Origin of the sequence: Mesorhizobium sp. L48C026A00 (genome assembly GCF_000502375.1) — a bacterium.
Taxonomy (GTDB): domain Bacteria; phylum Pseudomonadota; class Alphaproteobacteria; order Rhizobiales; family Rhizobiaceae; genus Mesorhizobium; species Mesorhizobium muleiense.
In genome coordinates this window covers 199037-216380 of the sequence record NZ_AYWU01000010.1, presented here as the reverse complement: position 1 = coordinate 216380, position 17344 = coordinate 199037, and the positions used below count along the sequence as shown (strand labels likewise).

The following is a 17344-nucleotide window of genomic DNA, read 5'->3' as shown; positions in this document are numbered from 1 at the left end:
GCGCTGCGGCGGACACGACAGGGGGAAAACTGTAACCCATGTATCCGGTTCAAAGTGTTACCCATCTATCAACTGGACACTGGCCGCAACCTCGGCACCCCTTTTGCAACGCTGACAGTTGGCGAAATCGTCGGAGACGGCGTCTTTCTCCCCGTCACTATACGGGGAGAAATGCCCGGCAGGGCAATGAGGGGCTGCGCCAGACCTGAAGCGATTGTCTCACCTCGGCGCCTGCGCCACGCGCTCCTGAGCGTTCTTCGAGAATTCGCGGCGGTACTGCGCGGGCGTGGTTCTGAGCCGCGCCGAAAAATGCTGGCGCAGCGAGGTGGCGCTGCCGAAGCCGGCCTCGAAGGCAACCGTGTCCATTGATTTTTCCGTTGCTTCCAGCAGCCGCTGCGCCAGCGCGACGCGCTGATCGATCAGCCAGTCGCCGAAGCTGGTGCCGATTGTTTTCTGGAAGCGGCGCGCGAAGGTCCGGCGGGTGAGGCCGGCGGTAGCGGCGACACTGTCCAGGCTGTGCGTCGCGTGCAACGTCTTGCGCACGGTGTCGATGGCGTGGCTGAAGCGGTCGGCATTTTCGGTCCTGGCGATCGGACGCTCTATGAACTGCGCCTGCCCGCCCTGCCGATGAGGAGAAAGCACGATCTGCCGGGCAAGCCGGAGTGCCGCCTCCGCGCCATAGCGGGCCCGTATGATGTGGAGACAGCAGTCGAGCCCGGCGGCGACACCGGCCGAGGTCACGACATCGCCATTGTCGATGTAGAGCACCTCCGGCTCGACGAGAATGTCGGGATAGAGGGCCTGCAGCTGGTCGGAAAAAGCCCAGTGCGTCGCGGCTCGCCGCCCCGAAAGCAGTCCGGTCGCCGCAACAGCGAACGTTCCCAGGCACAATCCGACAATCAGCGCACCGCCCCGGTGCGCGCGACGCAGCGCCTCGATCAGTGCCGCCGGCGGTGGGACTTCGAGGTTCTTCCAGCTGGGCAAGATGACGATGTCGGCGCCATCAAGCGCGGAAAGCCCGTGCGGGGCGCTGATGGTCAGCCCCGCATCGGTGCGGATCGGCCCGTCCTCAATCGCGCAGACCCGGAACTCGAAGCGCGGCAGGCCGAGTGTCGTGCGATCCTCTGCGAATACAAGGCAGGGCACGGAGAGGTGGAACGGGCTGATGCCATCGAAGGCGATGGCGGCAACGATCGGATCGGCCATGATAAGCACCATGAGAGTTTCCGGAATGTCCCAATTATTTCGAACTATGTCAATCGGGACACTTTTGCGGACCGATGCCGAGTCTATCCTCGACCCATCAATGTCAACGGGAAAGGAAAACTCCATGTCGGAATCAGCCAAAGGCAAAGCGCCACGCCGTGCCCTCATCGTCGTCGACGTTCAGAACGACTATGACGGCGGCAATCTCGCCATCAAGCACCCGCCCTTCCGCGACACCGTCGCCAATGTGGCGCGCGCCATGGACGCGGCCGCCGAGGCAGGCGTCAAGGTGGTGGTCGTCAAGCAGTTGGCGCCGGAAACCTCACCAGTCTTCGCCAAGGGCAGCCATGGCGCCGAATTGCATCCCGAGATCGCGAGGCGAAACCGTGACCACTACATCGAAAAGACCTTGCCAAGCGCCTTCACCGGCACCGACCTCGAGGAATGGCTGCGCGCCAACGCTATCGATACTATTACGGTCATCGGCTACATGACGCATAATTGCGATCTGTCGACGGTCATCCATGCCGTCCATATGGGCTTTGCCGTCGAGTTCCTGTCGGATGCAACGGGGTCGCTGCCCTATGCCAACAGCGCCGGCTACGCCTCGGCCGAGGACATCCATCGCGTGGTGACGGTTGTCCTGCAGTCGCGCTTCGCCGCCGTTCTCAAGACCGCCGAATGGATCGACTGCCTGAAGACCGGCGTGCTGCCCGAGCGCGATACGCCCTATGCCTCCAACCAGCGCGCGCTGGCGCGGAGCGCCGCTTAGAAGTTTGGCGCGGCCAAGCAAAAGACGGCGCCGCATCGCTGCGGCGCCCCTATCATTGCGGCCTTCGAAATTCTCAGAACAGGCCTTCGATCTGGCCCATCTCGTTGAGGAATATCTTCTCCGAGGACGGCGCCTTGGGCAGGCCGGGCATGGTCATGACCTCGCCGCAGATGACGACGATGAAGCCGGCACCGGCAGACAGTCTGACCTCGCGCACCGGCACGGTGTGGCCGGTCGGCGCGCCGCGCAGGTTCGGATCGGTCGAGAACGAGTACTGCGTCTTGGCCATGCAGACCGGCAAATTGCCGTAGCCGGCGTGCTCCCAGGCGTGGAGCTGGTCGCGCACCGATTTGTCGGCGATCGCTTCGGAACCGCGATAGATGCGCTGGACGATGGTGTTGATCTTCTCGAACAGCGGCATGGCGTCGGGATAGAGCGGCGCAAACTGCGAGGAGCCGGATTCGGCGAGTGTCACCACCTTGTTGGCGAGTTCCTCGATGCCGGCCGAGCCGTGGGCCCAGTGCTTGCATAGGATCGCCTCTTCGCCCATCGAGGCGACGTAGTCCTTCATCGCCCTGATTTCAGCGTCGGTGTCGGAATAGAAATGGTTGATGGCGACCACCGCAGGCACGCCGAACTGCCTGACATTCTCGATGTGACGGCCGAGATTGGCGCAGCCCTTCTTGACCGCCTCGACGTTCTCCTTGCCGAGGTCTTCCTTCTTGACGCCGCCATTCATCTTCATGGCGCGCACGGTGGCGACGATGACCGTGGCCGCCGGCTTCAGGCCGGCCTTGCGGCACTTGATGTCGAAGAACTTTTCGGCACCGAGATCGGCGCCGAAACCGGCTTCGGTGACGACATAGTCGGCAAGTTTTAGCGCCGTCGTGGTGGCGACGACCGAGTTGCAGCCATGCGCGATGTTGGCGAAGGGGCCGCCATGGACGAAGGCCGGGTTGTTCTCCAGCGTCTGCACGAGGTTGGGCTGCATGGCGTCCTTGAGCAGCACGGCCATGGCGCCGTCGGCCTTGAGGTCGCGGGCATAGACGGCCGACTTGTCGCGGCGATAGGCGACGATGATGTCGCCGAGGCGCTTTTCCAAATCCTTCAGGTCGGTGGCGAGGCACAGGATCGCCATGACCTCCGAGGCGACGGTGATGTCAAAGCCGCCCTCGCGCGGAAAACCGTTGGCGACGCCGCCGAGCGAGCAAATGATCTCGCGCAGTGCGCGGTCGTTCATGTCCATGACGCGGCGCCAGACGACGCGGCGGATATCGATACCGAGTTCGTTGCCCCAGTAGATGTGGTTGTCGATCAGCGCCGAAAGCAAATTATGCGCCGTGGTGATGGCATGGAAATCGCCGGTGAAGTGGAGGTTCATGTCCTCCATCGGCACGACCTGCGCATAGCCGCCGCCGGCAGCGCCGCCCTTGACGCCGAAATTCGGCCCGAGCGAGGCCTCGCGGATACAGACGATGGCCTTCTTGCCGATGCGGTTGAGACCGTCGCCGAGGCCCACCGTCGTCGTCGTCTTGCCTTCGCCGGCCGGCGTCGGGTTGATGGCGGTGACGAGGATCAGCTTGCCGTCCTTGTTTGCCTTCACCGACTTGATGAACTCGGCCGAGATCTTCGCCTTGTCGTGGCCGTAAGGCAAAAGATGCTCGCTTGGAATGCCGATCTTCTGGCCGATCGCCTGGATCTGCTTCTTGTCGGCGGCGCGCGCGATCTCGATGTCGGACTTCACTTCGGCCATGGCGGCTTTCCTCTGGATTGGACGGTGGAGGGGACGGGTTTGATCAGTGTGGTCGCAAGCCTGTTCGGAACAGCCTGGCGCTGCAGGCGAGGGCACGTTCTACCCCTGTCGCTGCCGTGGCGTCAACTTGCATGCAACTATGTTTCCTATAGAGAAAGACGGCTCCTGGTCGACCTGACCCGGATCTTCGCGGGTTGTCGCGCCGTATAGAAGCCAGAGCACGCGCCGTCCTGCCGTCTCAAAACAGCCGCGGAATGCACGGAATGCGACAGGGTTGGAACGCCGGTCGGCGCTTCGAGCGGTGGCGCTAGAATGCGCCGATCTGGTGCATCAGCCCCAAGCCGTCAAGCTGGCCGAAATGTTCGACCACGATGCCGTTCTCGACGCGATCAATGTTAATCACACCAACCGAGACGCAATTTCCGCTCGGTGCGACGCCGTGGAAGGTGCCGGTGTGCGTGCCCTGAAAGCGACCGCGCGTGACCACCGTGTCGGCATCGCCGACATAGTCGTCGATGACGTGATGGCCGTCCGGGAATCCAACAAAGAATTCGGTCAGGGATTTTCGCCAGTCATCAAAGCCGATCGGACTGGCGCTGGCGAGATGAACGGCGAGATCCGGAGAGACCAGACCGGCCAGTCTATCCCAGTCTTGCGCATCGATCGTGGCATAGAGATTTCGAGCAATTTCCCGGATATCCATCGCGTGTCCTCGCTGGCTGCCGCCCACGGTTGAACGACGACGAGACGATCAGGTTCCGCTCCTCGCAATGCGCAGCCGAACTGCCGCGCCAGAACGTCGCCGATCTCGGGCAGCGGTGATTTCAAGCCAGGATGGCTTTCACCAGTCCCTTGCTTCACCGATCCAGGACGGACCTGACCTCGACAAGGTTCGATCGAACCCTAAGCACGTAGAAACCCATCGTGGTGAGGTGGGTGGGCATGATCCAGCCATCCTCGCGGCCGTTGGAGATTATCAGAGGCTGGATTGCGAGCGCTGCCTTGAGCTGGCCTTCCACGCTGTTCCACAGCGGCGTGAGGCCGCGATTGTCGAGGATCTGCTGAAAATCGTGATGCGCCGCCGTCAGGATGCCATAATAGCCGTAGAGCTGGCCGTAGGCGAACCAGAAGCGGTCGTCAGCGCGCGTGTCGAACCAGCCGCTGTTGAAGTTCTGCGAACGGTCACGGATCAGGTCCGACGTCGAGCCTATGTCACTCGCGATCCGATCGACGAACTGCAACAGATTGTCGGCGCGCGCGTTGAAGACAACCTCGCATTTCATGAGCCGGTCGTTGAAGGCGCGAAGGCTGCTCGCCGCCGTGCGATAAAAACTCGGCGTCGGGGTTTTCGGACCAAAGGGCCTGAGGCCGAAGTACCAGGTTTCCTCGTCGAAGGTGATCGCGCCGCGCGCATCCTGCAGGTTCTGGTCGATCTGGCTGGTGCCGCGGACGCGGCCCAGCGTGTCGACAAGCTCGACCGTGGTGCGCCGGATGGCCTGATTGACCCCGCGCTGGAAGGAGGCCTTGTTGTCGAGAAACGGCGTGCGGTCCCAGTCCATGCCGAAGAGCCCGAGCTTGTAGAGTATCATCGACGAGATCCAGGCATTCTCGTTGACGTTGAAATCGATGAGATCGGCCGTAACCTGGACAATGGCCGAGTGGGTGCAGGTCTTGACCTCTCCCTCGACNCCTCGACGCCAGCGGTTTCCCCGGTGGCGGAAGGAGCGGGCTGCGCCGGCGCGGTTCCGGCCGGCTGCGTGAACCTATATGCTTCCGCATAGGCGGGATTGAAATTGCTCCAAACCTGCGTGTTCCAGATGAAATAGCCGTAGAGGCCGATCAGCATGAGCAGAGCGAGGCCGAGCACCGCCTTCAGGATCCAGCCGCGCTGCGTATACCAGCGCCCGGCCCACATGAACGGCCACAGGATCACGCCGACGGCGAAGCCGATGCCGCGGCCGATCCACTGGAATATCCGTGTGAAAAAATTCACGATCGGATCAAGCATGGCGATGTCACCCCTCGTCAGTCAGCCAAGTATTCGATAAGGTTAGGCATTCAATCGGTAAGGCCGTACAGGCGTGTGCGAAACGCCACCTTGTCTTTCAGATATGTGGTTTTCAGAACGTCCACAACATGCGATCGCCAAGCGTCGCTGAAGCCGTCATAGTCCCTGTAAAAACCCGGTTTGTTGAAGACGTAGCGCGAGACGAAGTCCTGCGGCACGAAATCCGAGATCAACTGGTTGGTCAGCCAGGCGTCGGGATGTCCGGGCTTGGCCCGGATCGTCAGGAAACGCTGCTGCGGGAACACGTCCTCGATCTTGAGATAGCCGAGGTGAGCGATCTCGCGCTTGGCGGCGTTGAGAAAGGGAAAATTTCCGTCCCTGGTGATCAGGTCGGCATGGCTGTGGATCCAGGTCTGCAGCCAGACCTTGTCGACGTCGGTCAGGTTGCGGTCGGGCTCGGCGTCGCGGATCAGCGCCCGGACCACCATTTCGGCGCGGTGCTCGAGATAGCCTGATGTTTCGATCCACGAGGCCCGCGGCAGTTCGATGCGGCCGGTCGCGGCAAGGAACTTGAACACCCTGTCGGCATCATTGATCGAGAGGTAGCTCACCTGCCACGGCCGCGAGCGGCGGAAGCCGGGTGCTGCCGGGTCGCTGATCACCGTCGTCATGTCGGGGTCGATGAACACATAGAGCCCGCCGAAATGGCTGGTCCAATAGGCGCTGTGGCGAAAGATCACCTGATCCGGCACCAGCGCGTTCTCGCGGATGTCGCCGCAGATCTTGGCAAGCTCGACCATGCGGGTGAGCATGGCACTGTCGCGCCAGGCGTCCGGTTCCTGCTTCAACCGGTCGACGAGCTTGCCGAGTTCGGCGGCTTTGCCGAGCACGTCCTCCGCCGACAGAACCTTGAACTCGACCTGGTTGATCGACAGCAGGTCCTCGATGTCGTCGATCTTGGGGACCGAATCCTCGATCTCGCCATAGATGACATCCTTGATGGTCAGCGCGTCGATGGCGCGCTGGTTCGTCGACATGAACTCGAACATCAGCTGCGAGGTGTTGGAAAAGGCGGTGTGGACCACCGGCAGGTCGACCTGCGACGGCGTCAGGAGGATGAAGCGGCGATTGATCTCGTTGGGATCGAGGTAGCTGTAGTCGCCGCATTCCTCGGCCACTTGCGGCGAGAAGCCGGTGCGGTCGATCTCGAAGCTCTTCAGCTTCGTCGGCTTCAGGCCGAAGGCGACCAAAGCCTTGTTGTAGCGCTGGATCAGATGTGGCTCGTCGATGGTCAGCAGCCGGCCATAGATCAGCTCGTTCTCGCGCAAAAGGTCGGACTTCCTGGCGGGGCTCATCTATCTCTTCTCCCCGTTCACGGGGAGAAGGTGCCCGAAGGGCGGATGAGGGGCGCGGGCATCCCTTCTCCCCTTGTGGGAGAAGGTGGATCGGCGCGCAGCGCCGAGACGGATGAGGGGTGCTGGACGGAGCGCCATCGGCGCCAAGCTGGAGCACCCCTCATCCGTCGCCTTCGGCGACACCTTCTCCCACAAGGGGAGAAGGGAGCGTCGGCGCGCCTCACGCATTCCACAGGCCCTTCTTCTTCAGCTCCTCGATCTCGCGGACCGCGCGGTCGCGCAGGCGGGTGTCGCGGATCATCTTGGTCACTGCGGCGTCGTCTGACTTGTCGGAATAGCGGAACTCCGAGTCGGCGTAGCGGTTGACCTCCTGCATGACCATGTCCATCGAGAACGGGCCGCGCAGTTCCTCGATCATCGCCTTCTTGTCGTCGTAGCTCTTGTGCATGAAGACTTCAGGCTTCTCGAACCATTCGTCCGGCAACTCGAGGTCCATGGCGCGCATCTTGATCGCATCGGTGACATTCTTGATGGCGCGGCCGGTGAAGCGCGGCTCGGCCTCCTTGATCATGTGCAGATAGGTGCCGATGTCGGCCATCGACTTCGGCGCGCCGTTCTCCTTCATGTAGCGCTCATAGACCTTCATCAGCCCGTCTTCCCTGGGCTTCTCGTGCTCTTCATAGGCCTCCATCACCGCGCGCTGGATTTCTTGGGCGGCATAGAGCTTGTGGTCGCCGAGCGGGATCTTGTGGTTCTTGCCGGCGAGCAGCACGAAGATGTCGATATAGTCGTCGCGCGTTTGGGGCCCATTGACCAGCCAGCGGGCGCCGGCGCGCTGGCGCAGCGCGTCGTCGACGTTTTCGGGATAGTTGGAGAACATGCCGAAGGAGCAGTTGCCGCGCACCACCGTGGCCGCACCCCCGAATGCGTCCATCAGGACGCCGGTGATTTCCTGCTGGCCGGCCGAGGCGCGATCGTCGGAGCGGCGGGCCGCCACCTGGTCGATGTCGTCGATGGTGCCGAAGCCGATGACGCGCGAGTTCAGCACATTGTTGATGAACTGGCGGCAGTTCTGGCCCGACTTGCCCTGGTAGGAGGAGATCTGGTCGACGCCGAAATTCTCGTAGGCGAAGGGATAGCCGGCGACCTGGCAGTAGCCGTTGACGAGACCGGCGATCATCTGGATCAGCGTCGTCTTGCCAGTGCCGGGCGCGCCGTCGCCGATGAAGGTGAACAGGAAGCCGCCGAGCTCGACGAACGGGTTCAGCTCGCGCTCGAAGTCGTATGCCATCAGCATCTTGGCGAGCTTGACCGACTGGTATTTGGCGATGTGGTTGCCGACGACCTCTTCCGGCTTCTTGAAGGTCATTACCAGCGGCTTCGACCGCTTGCCCGGCGCGACGTCGAAGCCGTCGAGGGTGAAGTCGTCGACGTCGATGCGGATATGCGCATTCTCAAACGGACCAATGCCGTCGAAGCGGCCCTTTCGCGCCAAAAGCCCGTCGATGACGACACGGGCGAATGCGCGCGCCCGGGTCATCAGATCGGCGTCGTCCTTCGCGCCTGCTATCGCCCTGTCGAGGCCGGCCACGATCGATTTCACCGCGTCCTGCGGCGTGTCGAACAAAAAGTCCGGCTCGGGCGTGTCGTTCGGCGCCTCGCCGTCGCTGTCGATCAGCTGGAACAGATAGGAGGCGAGGCTGAAGGCCGAAATATAGGCCGAGGCCGACAGCAGCTTCTTGAAGGCGGCGGCCTCGTCGCCTTCGAGCGGCGCGCGGGCGTTTTTCGCCTTCAGGCTCTCGAGATCTGAGCCTTCGGCGAAGACATCGGCGATGGCCAGCGCGATCGCCAGCCCGCGCCGGGTGCGATAAAGCAGCATGTGCTGTGCAATGCTCAGCAGCTGGTCGTCGGGATGGACGTCGGCGACGGTCTTGGAAAGCTCGACCTCGCGCGTGCGGCGCACCGAGCCGACCGAGACGGTCGAGACGAAGCGGCGGTTGGTGCCGGCCAGTGCGGTACCGGATTCCCGCGACGGGTCCTCCAGCACGACGATGCGGGTGATGAAGCTCTGCGCGGTGGCGCGGTGCTTTTCGATTGCCGCTTCCGAAATCGTGGTCAGGCCGGTGTCCATGAAGGATGCTCCGCGGTTTGACTGTCAGACGTCACTGATGACCTGTCCTTTGGACAGGATGTGGACCTTGTAGCCGGAAAAGATCTTCTGCGCCTCGCCGGCGGCGTAGAGCGCCTGATAGGCCTCATGCGGGATCAGCGCGTGCTTCTCGTAGCTCGACACGCCTTGTCGCGCCGCCTCCAGATCGTCGGTGTCGATGAAGAATTCCTGCGTCGCCTTCTCGCTCGAAAACAACCCTTTGCGACCTGGCTTTTCGGATTTCGAATAAACCTCCTGGATGGTCCAGGTCAGCAGCCAGGCGTTTTCCGGCTTGCGCACCTTGTCCAGAATGTCGGTCACCGTCGAATTGTTGTCGGTGATCCCGGCCGAATAGAAAGGCCCGAGCACGACGCGGCGCAGCTGCTTGGGGTGGAGTTGCTCGAAATCCTTGTCGAGGTTGACCGCGATCGTAGCCGGCGACAGCGTATAGGCGGAGTTCTTCTCGGTGAAGTCGTCGAAGCGGTGGGCAAGCTCGGGATTGAGCAGTCCTTCAACCGGAAGCGGAACGTCGACCTTTTCGTTGAGCTTGCCATTGCGGTCGACAAGCTGCCCGATCATCTCTTCGGAGGAATCCTCGACCGTCACCATGTAGACCAGCGGCAGGTTGGCGCTGCCGTCGAAGGCTGCCCAATGGGCGAGGTAGTAAGGCCGCCTGGTCTTCGGATTGACCGAGACTTTTGCCGTCTGCGCCAAGGTGAACGGCCCGAAGGTCGTCTCGCTCCTGACGCCTTCCAGATAAAGCCGCTCGGCCATCGACTTCTGCAGCGCCTCGGGGAATTCCTTGTGGCGCAGGATGAAGTCGGCCATTTCGTCGCGCAACTCGTCGGCCAGCGGTATGTTGGCGAGACGCGTATCGGCCTGGCGGCGGTCGTTTTCAAGTTCGAGCACGTTCTGGAAGACCGGAAAGCCGCTTTCGGCGCGCGAGATGCGGAATGTCTCCATGAAGCCCAGCCGGTTGCGCCAGCAGGAAAACGAGTTGTCGAGCCGCGCTATGTATTCGGCGACGATCTTGGCGACGATGCCGTGCCGGTAGAGCGGCGAGCGATCGTCGCGCATGAACACTTCGAGGCCGCTGAGTGCCGCGGTGATCGCCGAGAAATACCGCGTTGCGGCTTCGTTTTCGGGGGTCATGCAGCCAGCCCTTGGGAGATATGCAGCAATTACGACTGCACGTAGTTTGCCGCATTGTGCTTTTTCAGCACGTCGTCGAAGCGGCGGGCAAAGGCATCGTCGGCCAGCTTCTTGCGGCGCTGTATGTCGGCGGTCGCCACCATGTTCTTCTCGTGCATTTCGAGGAGATCGCCAATGTGCTTCTGCGAGGCCGCGCCGATGCCGGCCATGGTTTCCTCGGCGGTGTTGTCGACCTGGCTGCCCAGCGTGTTGATCTTGTGGGCGACGTCCTGCTGGGCGGCGGTCTTCAGCGAATCTTCCAGGGCCTTGTAGAGCACGATGCGCTGCTCGGTATCGATGGTCAGCTTGTTGATCAGCGTCGACTGCGCCGCGATCTGGTTGTTGAGCGAATCGACGAAGGTCTGGAACATCGAGGTGTAGCGCTCCAGCGTCTGGCTTTCGGCCAGCAGTTCCTGCTCCTTGGCCTGCTTCTCGTTGTACTCGGTTGCCAGTTTCGAACGCTCGCCCTCAAGCTCGGTGCGCTCCTTCTGGCTGGTCGAGGCGGCGATCTTGTTCTCGATGTCGAGCAGCATCGGATTGAGCTCCTCGATGCGCTTTTGCACGGTCTCGAGATTCGACATGGTTGCCTTGCGGCGCTCGATCACCTGCGACAGGCTGGCCTCGGAGGTCTTGTAACGCTGGTCGAGGATCTGCTTCTGCGCCTTGAGGATGCCGACGATGGTGTCGGATTTCGCCAGAAGCTCCTGCAGATTGCCGGCCAGCGACATGTTGCGGACGCGGTCGGTGCGCATGCGCTGCTTGCTCTGGTCGGAAAATATGCCGACGAAGCTTTCCCAGCCGGTGTAGTTCTTCATGCTCTCGAATTCGGCGCCAAAGACGTTGGTGGCGTCCTCCAGCCCGATGATCAGGTCGGCGATGTTGCCTTCCATCACCTTCTGCTGCTTCAGCACATCCTCGATGCGGGCGTTCTCGAGGTCGAAATTGGCGTCGCCGATCTTCCTGTCGGTCCTGGCGAGCGTGTCGAGCACGGCGCCGGACTGCTCGATCTTGGTGCGCATGTCCTGCACGACCTGATTGGTCTTGGCAATTTCGGCATCGAAATTCTGCAATGTCGCCATAGGAGCCTCCCGCTTCGGCAATTGTTCGTGTCGCGAACGCCGCGAATATATGTATGGCAAGGGGGGAAGGAAAGGCGGAAGATGCCGCGATACCTCAAACAAAACCCGACCCCATCGGCCTGCCTTCCACCGCTGGTGATTGGCGAAAAGCCGAAGCCGCACCCGATCTCCCCCGCAAGGGCCCGCAAGGGGGAGATCGGCAGCGTCGCCGACGGCGCTGCTCAGGCCTTGGTGAAGCCGATGAAATCGTCGGGCGCGGCGCGGCCCATTTCCTCTTCCCAATGGCGGCGGCAGAGCGAGACATAAACATCCTTGCCGATCGCCACCTGTTCGCCCTGTCTCGCCACCTTGCCGTCCGCGCCGAGGCGCACGACCATCGTCGCCTTGCGGCCGCAGCGGCAGATGGTGCGCACCTCGCGCAGATCGTCTGCTATCGCCAGGAGCGCGCGCGAGCCGGAAAACAGCTTGCCCTGGAAATCCGTGCGCAGGCCGTAGCACATCACCGGGATGTCCAGCCGGTCGGCGATGCGGGCAAGCTGCCACGCCTGCTCCTCTTCGAGGAACTGCGCCTCGTCGACGAAGACGCAATGCACGGTCGTGTGGTCGTGATGCTCGGCGACCCTGGCGAACAGGTCGTCGCCGTCGCGGAACATCTCAGCCTCCGTCTCCAGGCCGATGCGCGACGAGATCAGCCCGGTGTCGCCCTTGCGGTAGTGGCCGGCGACGAACAGCATCGTCGTCATGCCGCGCTCGCGGTAATTGTAGGAGGCCTGCAGCAGCATCGTCGTCTTGCCGGCATTCATCGTCGCATAGTGGAAGTACAGCTTGGCCATGCCGCCCTTTTAAGCCGAGTTGTCCCAACGCGGGGAGGGGGCGTCCCGACGTTCCACCGGAAAAGCGCCTGGCCACCGGAAAAGCGGCGAATCTGTCGCTGGTCGGCCAGCCCGCGCCGTTGATCGCGATTGTCTTATCGCTTGAAACCGCACCAGAATGGTGTTTGGCTGACGAAACAAGGCGGAGACAAATCCGCAATTTCGCTTCGCCGACAGATCACAATGGGAGAATACAGATGTCGCGTATGAAACTACTCGCCGCCGGCTTCGGTCTGGCGGCATTTCTTTCGGCGAGCGGTGCACTCGCCGCCGAGCCGGAAAGCTGCAAGCCGGTGCGTTTTGCCGATGTTGGCTGGACCGACATCACCGCCACCACCGCTACCGCCAGCGTCATCCTCGAAGCGCTCGGCTACGAGCCCGACGTGCAGGTGCTGTCGGTTCCGGTCACCTACACCTCGCTGAAGAACAAGGACGTCGACGTCTTCCTTGGCAATTGGATGCCGACCATGGAAGCCGACATAAAACCCTATCTCGAAGACAAGTCGGTCGAGACGGTCGTGACCAACCTGGAAGGCGCGAAATATACGCTCGCCGTTCCACAGCACACCTATGATGCCGGTCTGAAGGATTTCGCCGATATCGCCAAATTCAAGGACAAGCTCGACGGCAAGATTTACGGCATCGAAGCCGGCAATGACGGCAACCGCCTGATCCTCGACATGATCGCCGCCGACAAGTTCGGCCTGAAGGATTTCGAGCTTGTCGAAAGCTCCGAAGCCGGCATGCTGTCGGCGGTGCAGAAGGCGGCCGCATCGGGCGAAGACGTGGTCTTCCTCGGCTGGGAGCCGCATCCGATGAACGCCAACATCAAGATGGCCTATCTGTCGGGTGGCGACGAGGTGTTCGGCCCGAATTTCGGCGGCGCGACCGTCGCCACCAATGTCCGGGCCGGCTACACCACCGAATGCCCGAACGTCGGCGCGCTGCTCAAGAACATGGTGTTCTCGCTCAAGATGGAAAACGAGATCATGGGTGCGATCCTCAATGACGGCGCCGACCCGAAAGCCGCGGCCACCGAATGGCTCAAGGCCAATCCGGACGCGATGACGCCATGGCTCGCCGGCGTGACGACCTTCGACGGCGGCGACGCCGCGGCCGCGGTGAAAACCGCACTGGGTTCGTAGCAAACTTACACCTCCCCCGTGTGGGAGGTTCGGCGCGGCACGCGCCGCGGTTGGGATGGTTCGGAACGGAGCATAACCGTGACCATCCCACCCGGCTCGGCTGCGCGGTTCGGCCCACCCCGTCAGGGGAGAGGTGAAGAAGAATGAGGGGACATTTGCCATGGATCCGGTTTCGCAACTGATTTCGAGCTTCAAGATCCCGATCGGGCGGTGGGGCAAGACCTTCTTCGACTTTCTGACCACCAATTTCGAGTGGTTTTTCGACAGTATCGCCGACGGGCTCACCGTCGTTCTCGACGGGCTCGTCGATCTTTTGCTGCTCGTCCCCCCGGTCCTCCTGGTCGCCGCCATAGCCGGGCTTGCCTGGTACCTGCAGAAATCATGGAAGCTGGCGCTTGCCGTCGCGCTCGGCCTGCTCTTCATCGTCAACCAGGATCTCTGGCAGGAAACCGTCGAGACGCTGGTGTTGGTCGTGGGCGCCGCTGCGGCCTCGATGGCCATCGGCGTGCCGATCGGCATCTGGGCGGCGCATAACGAGCGCGGCTACCGCTATCTCCAGCCGGTCCTCGACCTGATGCAGACCATGCCGACCTTCGTCTACCTGATCCCGGTGCTCATTCTCTTCGGCCTCGGCATCGCACCCGGCCTCATCGTCACCGTCATCTTCGCCGCTCCCGCGCCGATCCGCCTGACGCATCTCGGCATCACCTCGGTGCCGAAACCGATGATCGAGGCCGGCGAAGCCTTCGGCGCGACGAAACGCCAGCTGCTGTGGAAAGTCGAGCTGCCGGCGGCGCTGCCGACCATCATGGCGGGCCTGACGCAGTGCATCATGCTCTGCCTCTCCATGGTGGTGATCGCTGCGCTCATCGGCGCCAACGGCCTGGGCAAGCCGGTGGTGCGCGCGCTGAACTCGGTCAACATCCCGCTCGGCCTCGAAGCCGGCCTCGCCATCGTCGTGCTCGCCATCATCCTCGACCGCATCAGCCGCATCGGCACGGGAGCCGCCAAATGAGCGCTGCGGTCGATTTCAAGAATGTCGACATCGTCTTCGGCGCGGCGCGCAAGGAAGCGCTGGCGCTCGTCGACAGGGGCGCAACGCGTCAGGAAATTTTGGAGAAGACCGGCGCCGTGCTCGGCTGCGCCGGTGCCAATTTGACCGTCAACGAGGGCGAGATTTCCGTCCTGATGGGCCTCTCCGGCTCCGGCAAATCGACGCTGCTGCGCGCCGTCAACCTGCTCAACGTGCCGGCGCGCGGCAATGTCATGGTCAAGGACGGCGACCGCATGGTCGATGTCGCAACCTGCGACGCCGCCACGCTGCGCCACATCCGACAGACGCGGGTCGCCATGGTGTTTCAGCAGTTCGGCCTTCTGCCCTGGCGCACCGTCGCGGAAAATGTCGGCTTTGGGCTCGAGCTTTCCGGCGTGCCCGAAGCCGAGCGCAAGGCGCGCGTCGACCGCCAGTTGAAGCTCGTCGGCCTCGACCAGTGGGCGTCGAAATACGCCCACGAGCTTTCCGGCGGCATGCAGCAGCGCGTCGGGCTGGCGCGCGCGTTTGCCACCGAAGCGCCGATCCTGCTGATGGACGAGCCGTTCTCGGCGCTCGACCCGCTGATCCGGACCAAGCTGCAGGACGAATTGCTGCAGCTTCAGGCCGAGCTGAAGAAGACCATCGTCTTCGTCAGCCACGATCTCGAGGAGGCGCTGAAGATCGGCAGCCACATCACCATCATGGAAGGCGGGCGCATCGTGCAGACCGGCGCGCCGGAAGACATCGTGCTGCGCCCCGCCAACGACTATGTCCGCGACTTCATCGCCAATGTGAATCCGCTCTCGGTGCTGACTGCCTGGAACGTGATGCGCGACCGCCGTGATCTCGACCACGGCGAGGACGGCTGGGTGTGGCTCGACCGCCGCAAGACGACGCGTTTCAAGATCGATGAGCACGGGCTGGTGGCGGCGGCCGAGCGCGATGGCAAGCCGGCGTTCTGGGTGTCGTGCGCCGATGTCGAGGCGCAGCCGGAGGAGACGACGCAGGTATTCTGGGCCAATCCCGGCACCTCGCTGAAGACGGTGATGCTGGCCATGCACCGCTCGCAGACCGCACCGGTGGCGCTGTTCGACGACCAGTCGCGCTTCGTCGGCGCCATCGGCATCAGGGATGTGTTGTCGGCGGTGTTGCGGCGGTAGCTATTTCTAAACGAAACGGCCCGTATCGTTTCTTCGCGGTCTCTGCGCGGCTTAGCGGCGGTCCCACATAAGGCATGGACTTGTGAACGGCGGCGCCCCGCCAGGAAGGCGGTTTGCGGGCGGTTCAAAATGGACGATTGCTTTCGTTCATGTCAGGATGAAAGCGAAATTCTTGCGCGCAGTTGCCGGTTCCGATGCCTGAGATCGTCACCAAACCCCGCACCAAGACGAAGCCGAAGATCGAACGGCCGAAGCTCTACAAGGTCATCCTCCTTAATGACGATTTCACGCCGCGCGAGTTCGTGGTGACGGTGCTCAAGGGCGAGTTCAAGCTGAGCGAGGACCAGGCTCGGCGGGTGATGATCACCGCGCACCAGCGCGGCGTCTGCGTCGTCGCCGTCTTCACCAGGGACGTCGCCGAGACCAAGGCGACACGGGCGACCGATGCCGGCAAGGCCAAGGGCTACCCGCTGATGTTCACGACGGAACCGGAGGAGTAGTGCCGGCTTCCCCTCCTCCCCTTGCTGCGGGAGAAGGTGGATTGGCGTGCAGCGCCAAGACGGTTGAGGGTACTGGACGGAGTGCGGTGATTGACAACTGCTCATCGCCGAGGCACGTTCGCAGCGCTGCGTAGGGCGCATCGGTGTAACGTCGAAAGGGCAATGCCCGCCTATACTGTAACCACAGTTGCGCCCATGCCGAATCTCGAAAACCTCAAAAAGCAGGCCAAGCAATATTTGCGGTGGCACCGCGAACGGTACTATCCGGTCGCAGCCGAGATCAGGGCTGCGTTGCCACGCTTCCAGCATCTCGATGACAATCAGGTACTGGAAGCAAATTTCAAGCTCAGCGACGCGCAGGAACTGATCGCGCGTCAATCGGGGTTCGAGGGATGGCAGGCGCTCAAGACAGGAGCCCCAGCCATGACAGATCAGAAAAAACAGACCGTACCTGCACCCGTTCTGAGTTCAACCTCAGCGCAGTTGTTCGTCACCGACATCAAAGCGTCGTTCGAATTCTTCACCACCAAGCTCGGCTTCGGAGTCGACTTTGTTTACGGCGACCCGGCATTTTACGGACAGGTGACACGTGACAATGCGCAACTCGCGCTGAGGCTGGTTTGCGAACCTGTGTTCGTTGGCGATATACGGCAACGTGAACACCTGCTCTCCGCCGGGATCACAGTCGATACTGCAGACGAGATTAAACAGCTCTTTCTGAATTTTCAGGCCGCAGGGGTGCCCTTTCACTAAGTCCTCAGGAAAGAACCCTGGGGTGCCAGAAACTTCATTGTTATGGATCCAGACGGAAATCTCATTTTGTTTGCTGGCCCGGGCGACTGAGCCGTCTGCGTCGTCGCCGTCTTCACAAGGGACGTCGCCGAGACCAAGGCGACTCGGGCGACCGATGCCGGCAAGGCCAAGGGCTACCCGCTGATGTTCACGACGGAACCGGAGGAGTAGCGCGCCCGCTTCCCTTCCCCCTGTGGGAGAAGGTGGATTGGCGCGCAGCGCCAAGACGGTTGAGGGGTGCTGGACGGAGTGCCGTCGCTGCCAAGCTGGAACACCCCTCATCCGACCGAGCGGAGCCTGTCCTCGGGCTTGCCGGAGGCAAGACCCGT

At 62.3% G+C, this 17344-nt stretch carries 13 protein-coding genes and 3 pseudogenes; 7 read left to right on the top strand and 9 right to left on the bottom strand.

Annotated features, from left to right (window positions below; all coding sequences use genetic code 11):
• Positions 1-219: 219 nt before the first annotated feature.
• A complete protein-coding gene (locus X738_RS61235; RefSeq protein ID WP_031255280.1) occupies positions 220-1206 on the bottom strand; it encodes a helix-turn-helix domain-containing protein in 987 nt (328 codons plus the stop codon).
• 124 nt (positions 1207-1330) lie between these two features.
• Between X738_RS61235 and X738_RS61230 the strand changes: the two genes are divergently transcribed.
• Positions 1331-1978 carry a cysteine hydrolase family protein gene (locus tag X738_RS61230; RefSeq protein WP_023799968.1) on the top strand — a complete coding sequence of 216 codons (648 nt, stop codon included), beginning with the start codon at positions 1331-1333 and terminating at the stop codon, positions 1976-1978.
• A 73-nt stretch (positions 1979-2051) separates the two neighbouring features.
• On the opposite strand, the gene X738_RS61225 is transcribed toward X738_RS61230, so the two are convergent.
• The 8 genes and pseudogenes from X738_RS61225 to X738_RS61190 form a co-directional block, all read right to left on the bottom strand.
• Complete coding sequence (locus tag X738_RS61225) at positions 2052-3731, bottom strand: formate--tetrahydrofolate ligase (RefSeq protein WP_023799967.1); 1680 nt, start codon at positions 3729-3731, stop codon at positions 2052-2054.
• 307 nt (positions 3732-4038) lie between these two features.
• A complete protein-coding gene (locus tag X738_RS61220) occupies positions 4039-4461 on the bottom strand; it encodes an ester cyclase (RefSeq protein ID WP_156942605.1) in 423 nt (140 codons plus the stop codon).
• Between the two features lie 127 nt (positions 4462-4588).
• Positions 4589-5739 (bottom strand): annotated as a pseudogene (locus X738_RS61215) (DUF2333 family protein).
• Positions 5740-5789: 50 nt separating this feature from the next.
• Entirely contained in the window at positions 5790-7094 is a 1305-nt protein-coding gene (locus tag X738_RS61210) for a DUF6638 family protein (protein WP_023799963.1), read from the bottom strand.
• Between the two features lie 220 nt (positions 7095-7314).
• The gene (locus X738_RS61205) at positions 7315-9225 is read right to left on the bottom strand and encodes an AAA family ATPase (protein WP_023799961.1); all 1911 of its coding nucleotides are present in this window, start codon (positions 9223-9225) and stop codon (positions 7315-7317) included.
• A 24-nt stretch (positions 9226-9249) separates the two neighbouring features.
• The gene (locus X738_RS61200) at positions 9250-10395 is read right to left on the bottom strand and encodes a hypothetical protein (RefSeq protein ID WP_023799960.1); all 1146 of its coding nucleotides are present in this window, start codon (positions 10393-10395) and stop codon (positions 9250-9252) included.
• 29 nt (positions 10396-10424) lie between these two features.
• On the bottom strand, positions 10425-11513 hold the full coding sequence (locus X738_RS61195) for a hypothetical protein (RefSeq protein WP_023799959.1): 1089 nt from the start codon (positions 11511-11513) through the stop codon (positions 10425-10427).
• Between the two features lie 221 nt (positions 11514-11734).
• Positions 11735-12346, bottom strand: coding sequence for a thymidine kinase (locus tag X738_RS61190; RefSeq protein WP_023799958.1), 612 nt, complete (start codon positions 12344-12346; stop codon positions 11735-11737).
• Positions 12347-12582: 236 nt separating this feature from the next.
• Here X738_RS61190 and X738_RS61185 point away from each other — a divergent pair, with 236 nt between their 5' ends.
• The 6 genes and pseudogenes from X738_RS61185 to clpS (X738_RS82755) all read left to right on the top strand — a co-directional run.
• Positions 12583-13530, top strand: coding sequence for a choline ABC transporter substrate-binding protein (locus tag X738_RS61185; RefSeq protein ID WP_023799957.1), 948 nt, complete (start codon positions 12583-12585; stop codon positions 13528-13530).
• 160 nt (positions 13531-13690) lie between these two features.
• Positions 13691-14545, top strand: coding sequence for a choline ABC transporter permease subunit (choW, locus tag X738_RS61180; protein WP_023799956.1), 855 nt, complete (start codon positions 13691-13693; stop codon positions 14543-14545).
• Complete coding sequence (gene choV, locus X738_RS61175) at positions 14542-15723, top strand: choline ABC transporter ATP-binding protein (protein WP_023799955.1); 1182 nt, start codon at positions 14542-14544, stop codon at positions 15721-15723. Before choW ends, choV begins: the two co-directional genes overlap by 4 nt.
• A gap of 194 nt (positions 15724-15917) precedes the next feature.
• Positions 15918-16223, top strand: coding sequence for an ATP-dependent Clp protease adapter ClpS (gene clpS, locus X738_RS61170; RefSeq protein ID WP_023799954.1), 306 nt, complete (start codon positions 15918-15920; stop codon positions 16221-16223).
• A gap of 195 nt (positions 16224-16418) precedes the next feature.
• Positions 16419-17066 (top strand): annotated as a pseudogene (locus X738_RS61165) (VOC family protein).
• Positions 17067-17069: 3 nt separating this feature from the next.
• A pseudogene (clpS, locus tag X738_RS82755) lies at positions 17070-17186 on the top strand (ATP-dependent Clp protease adaptor ClpS); the annotation flags it as partial.
• Between the last annotated feature and the right edge of the window lie 158 nt (positions 17187-17344).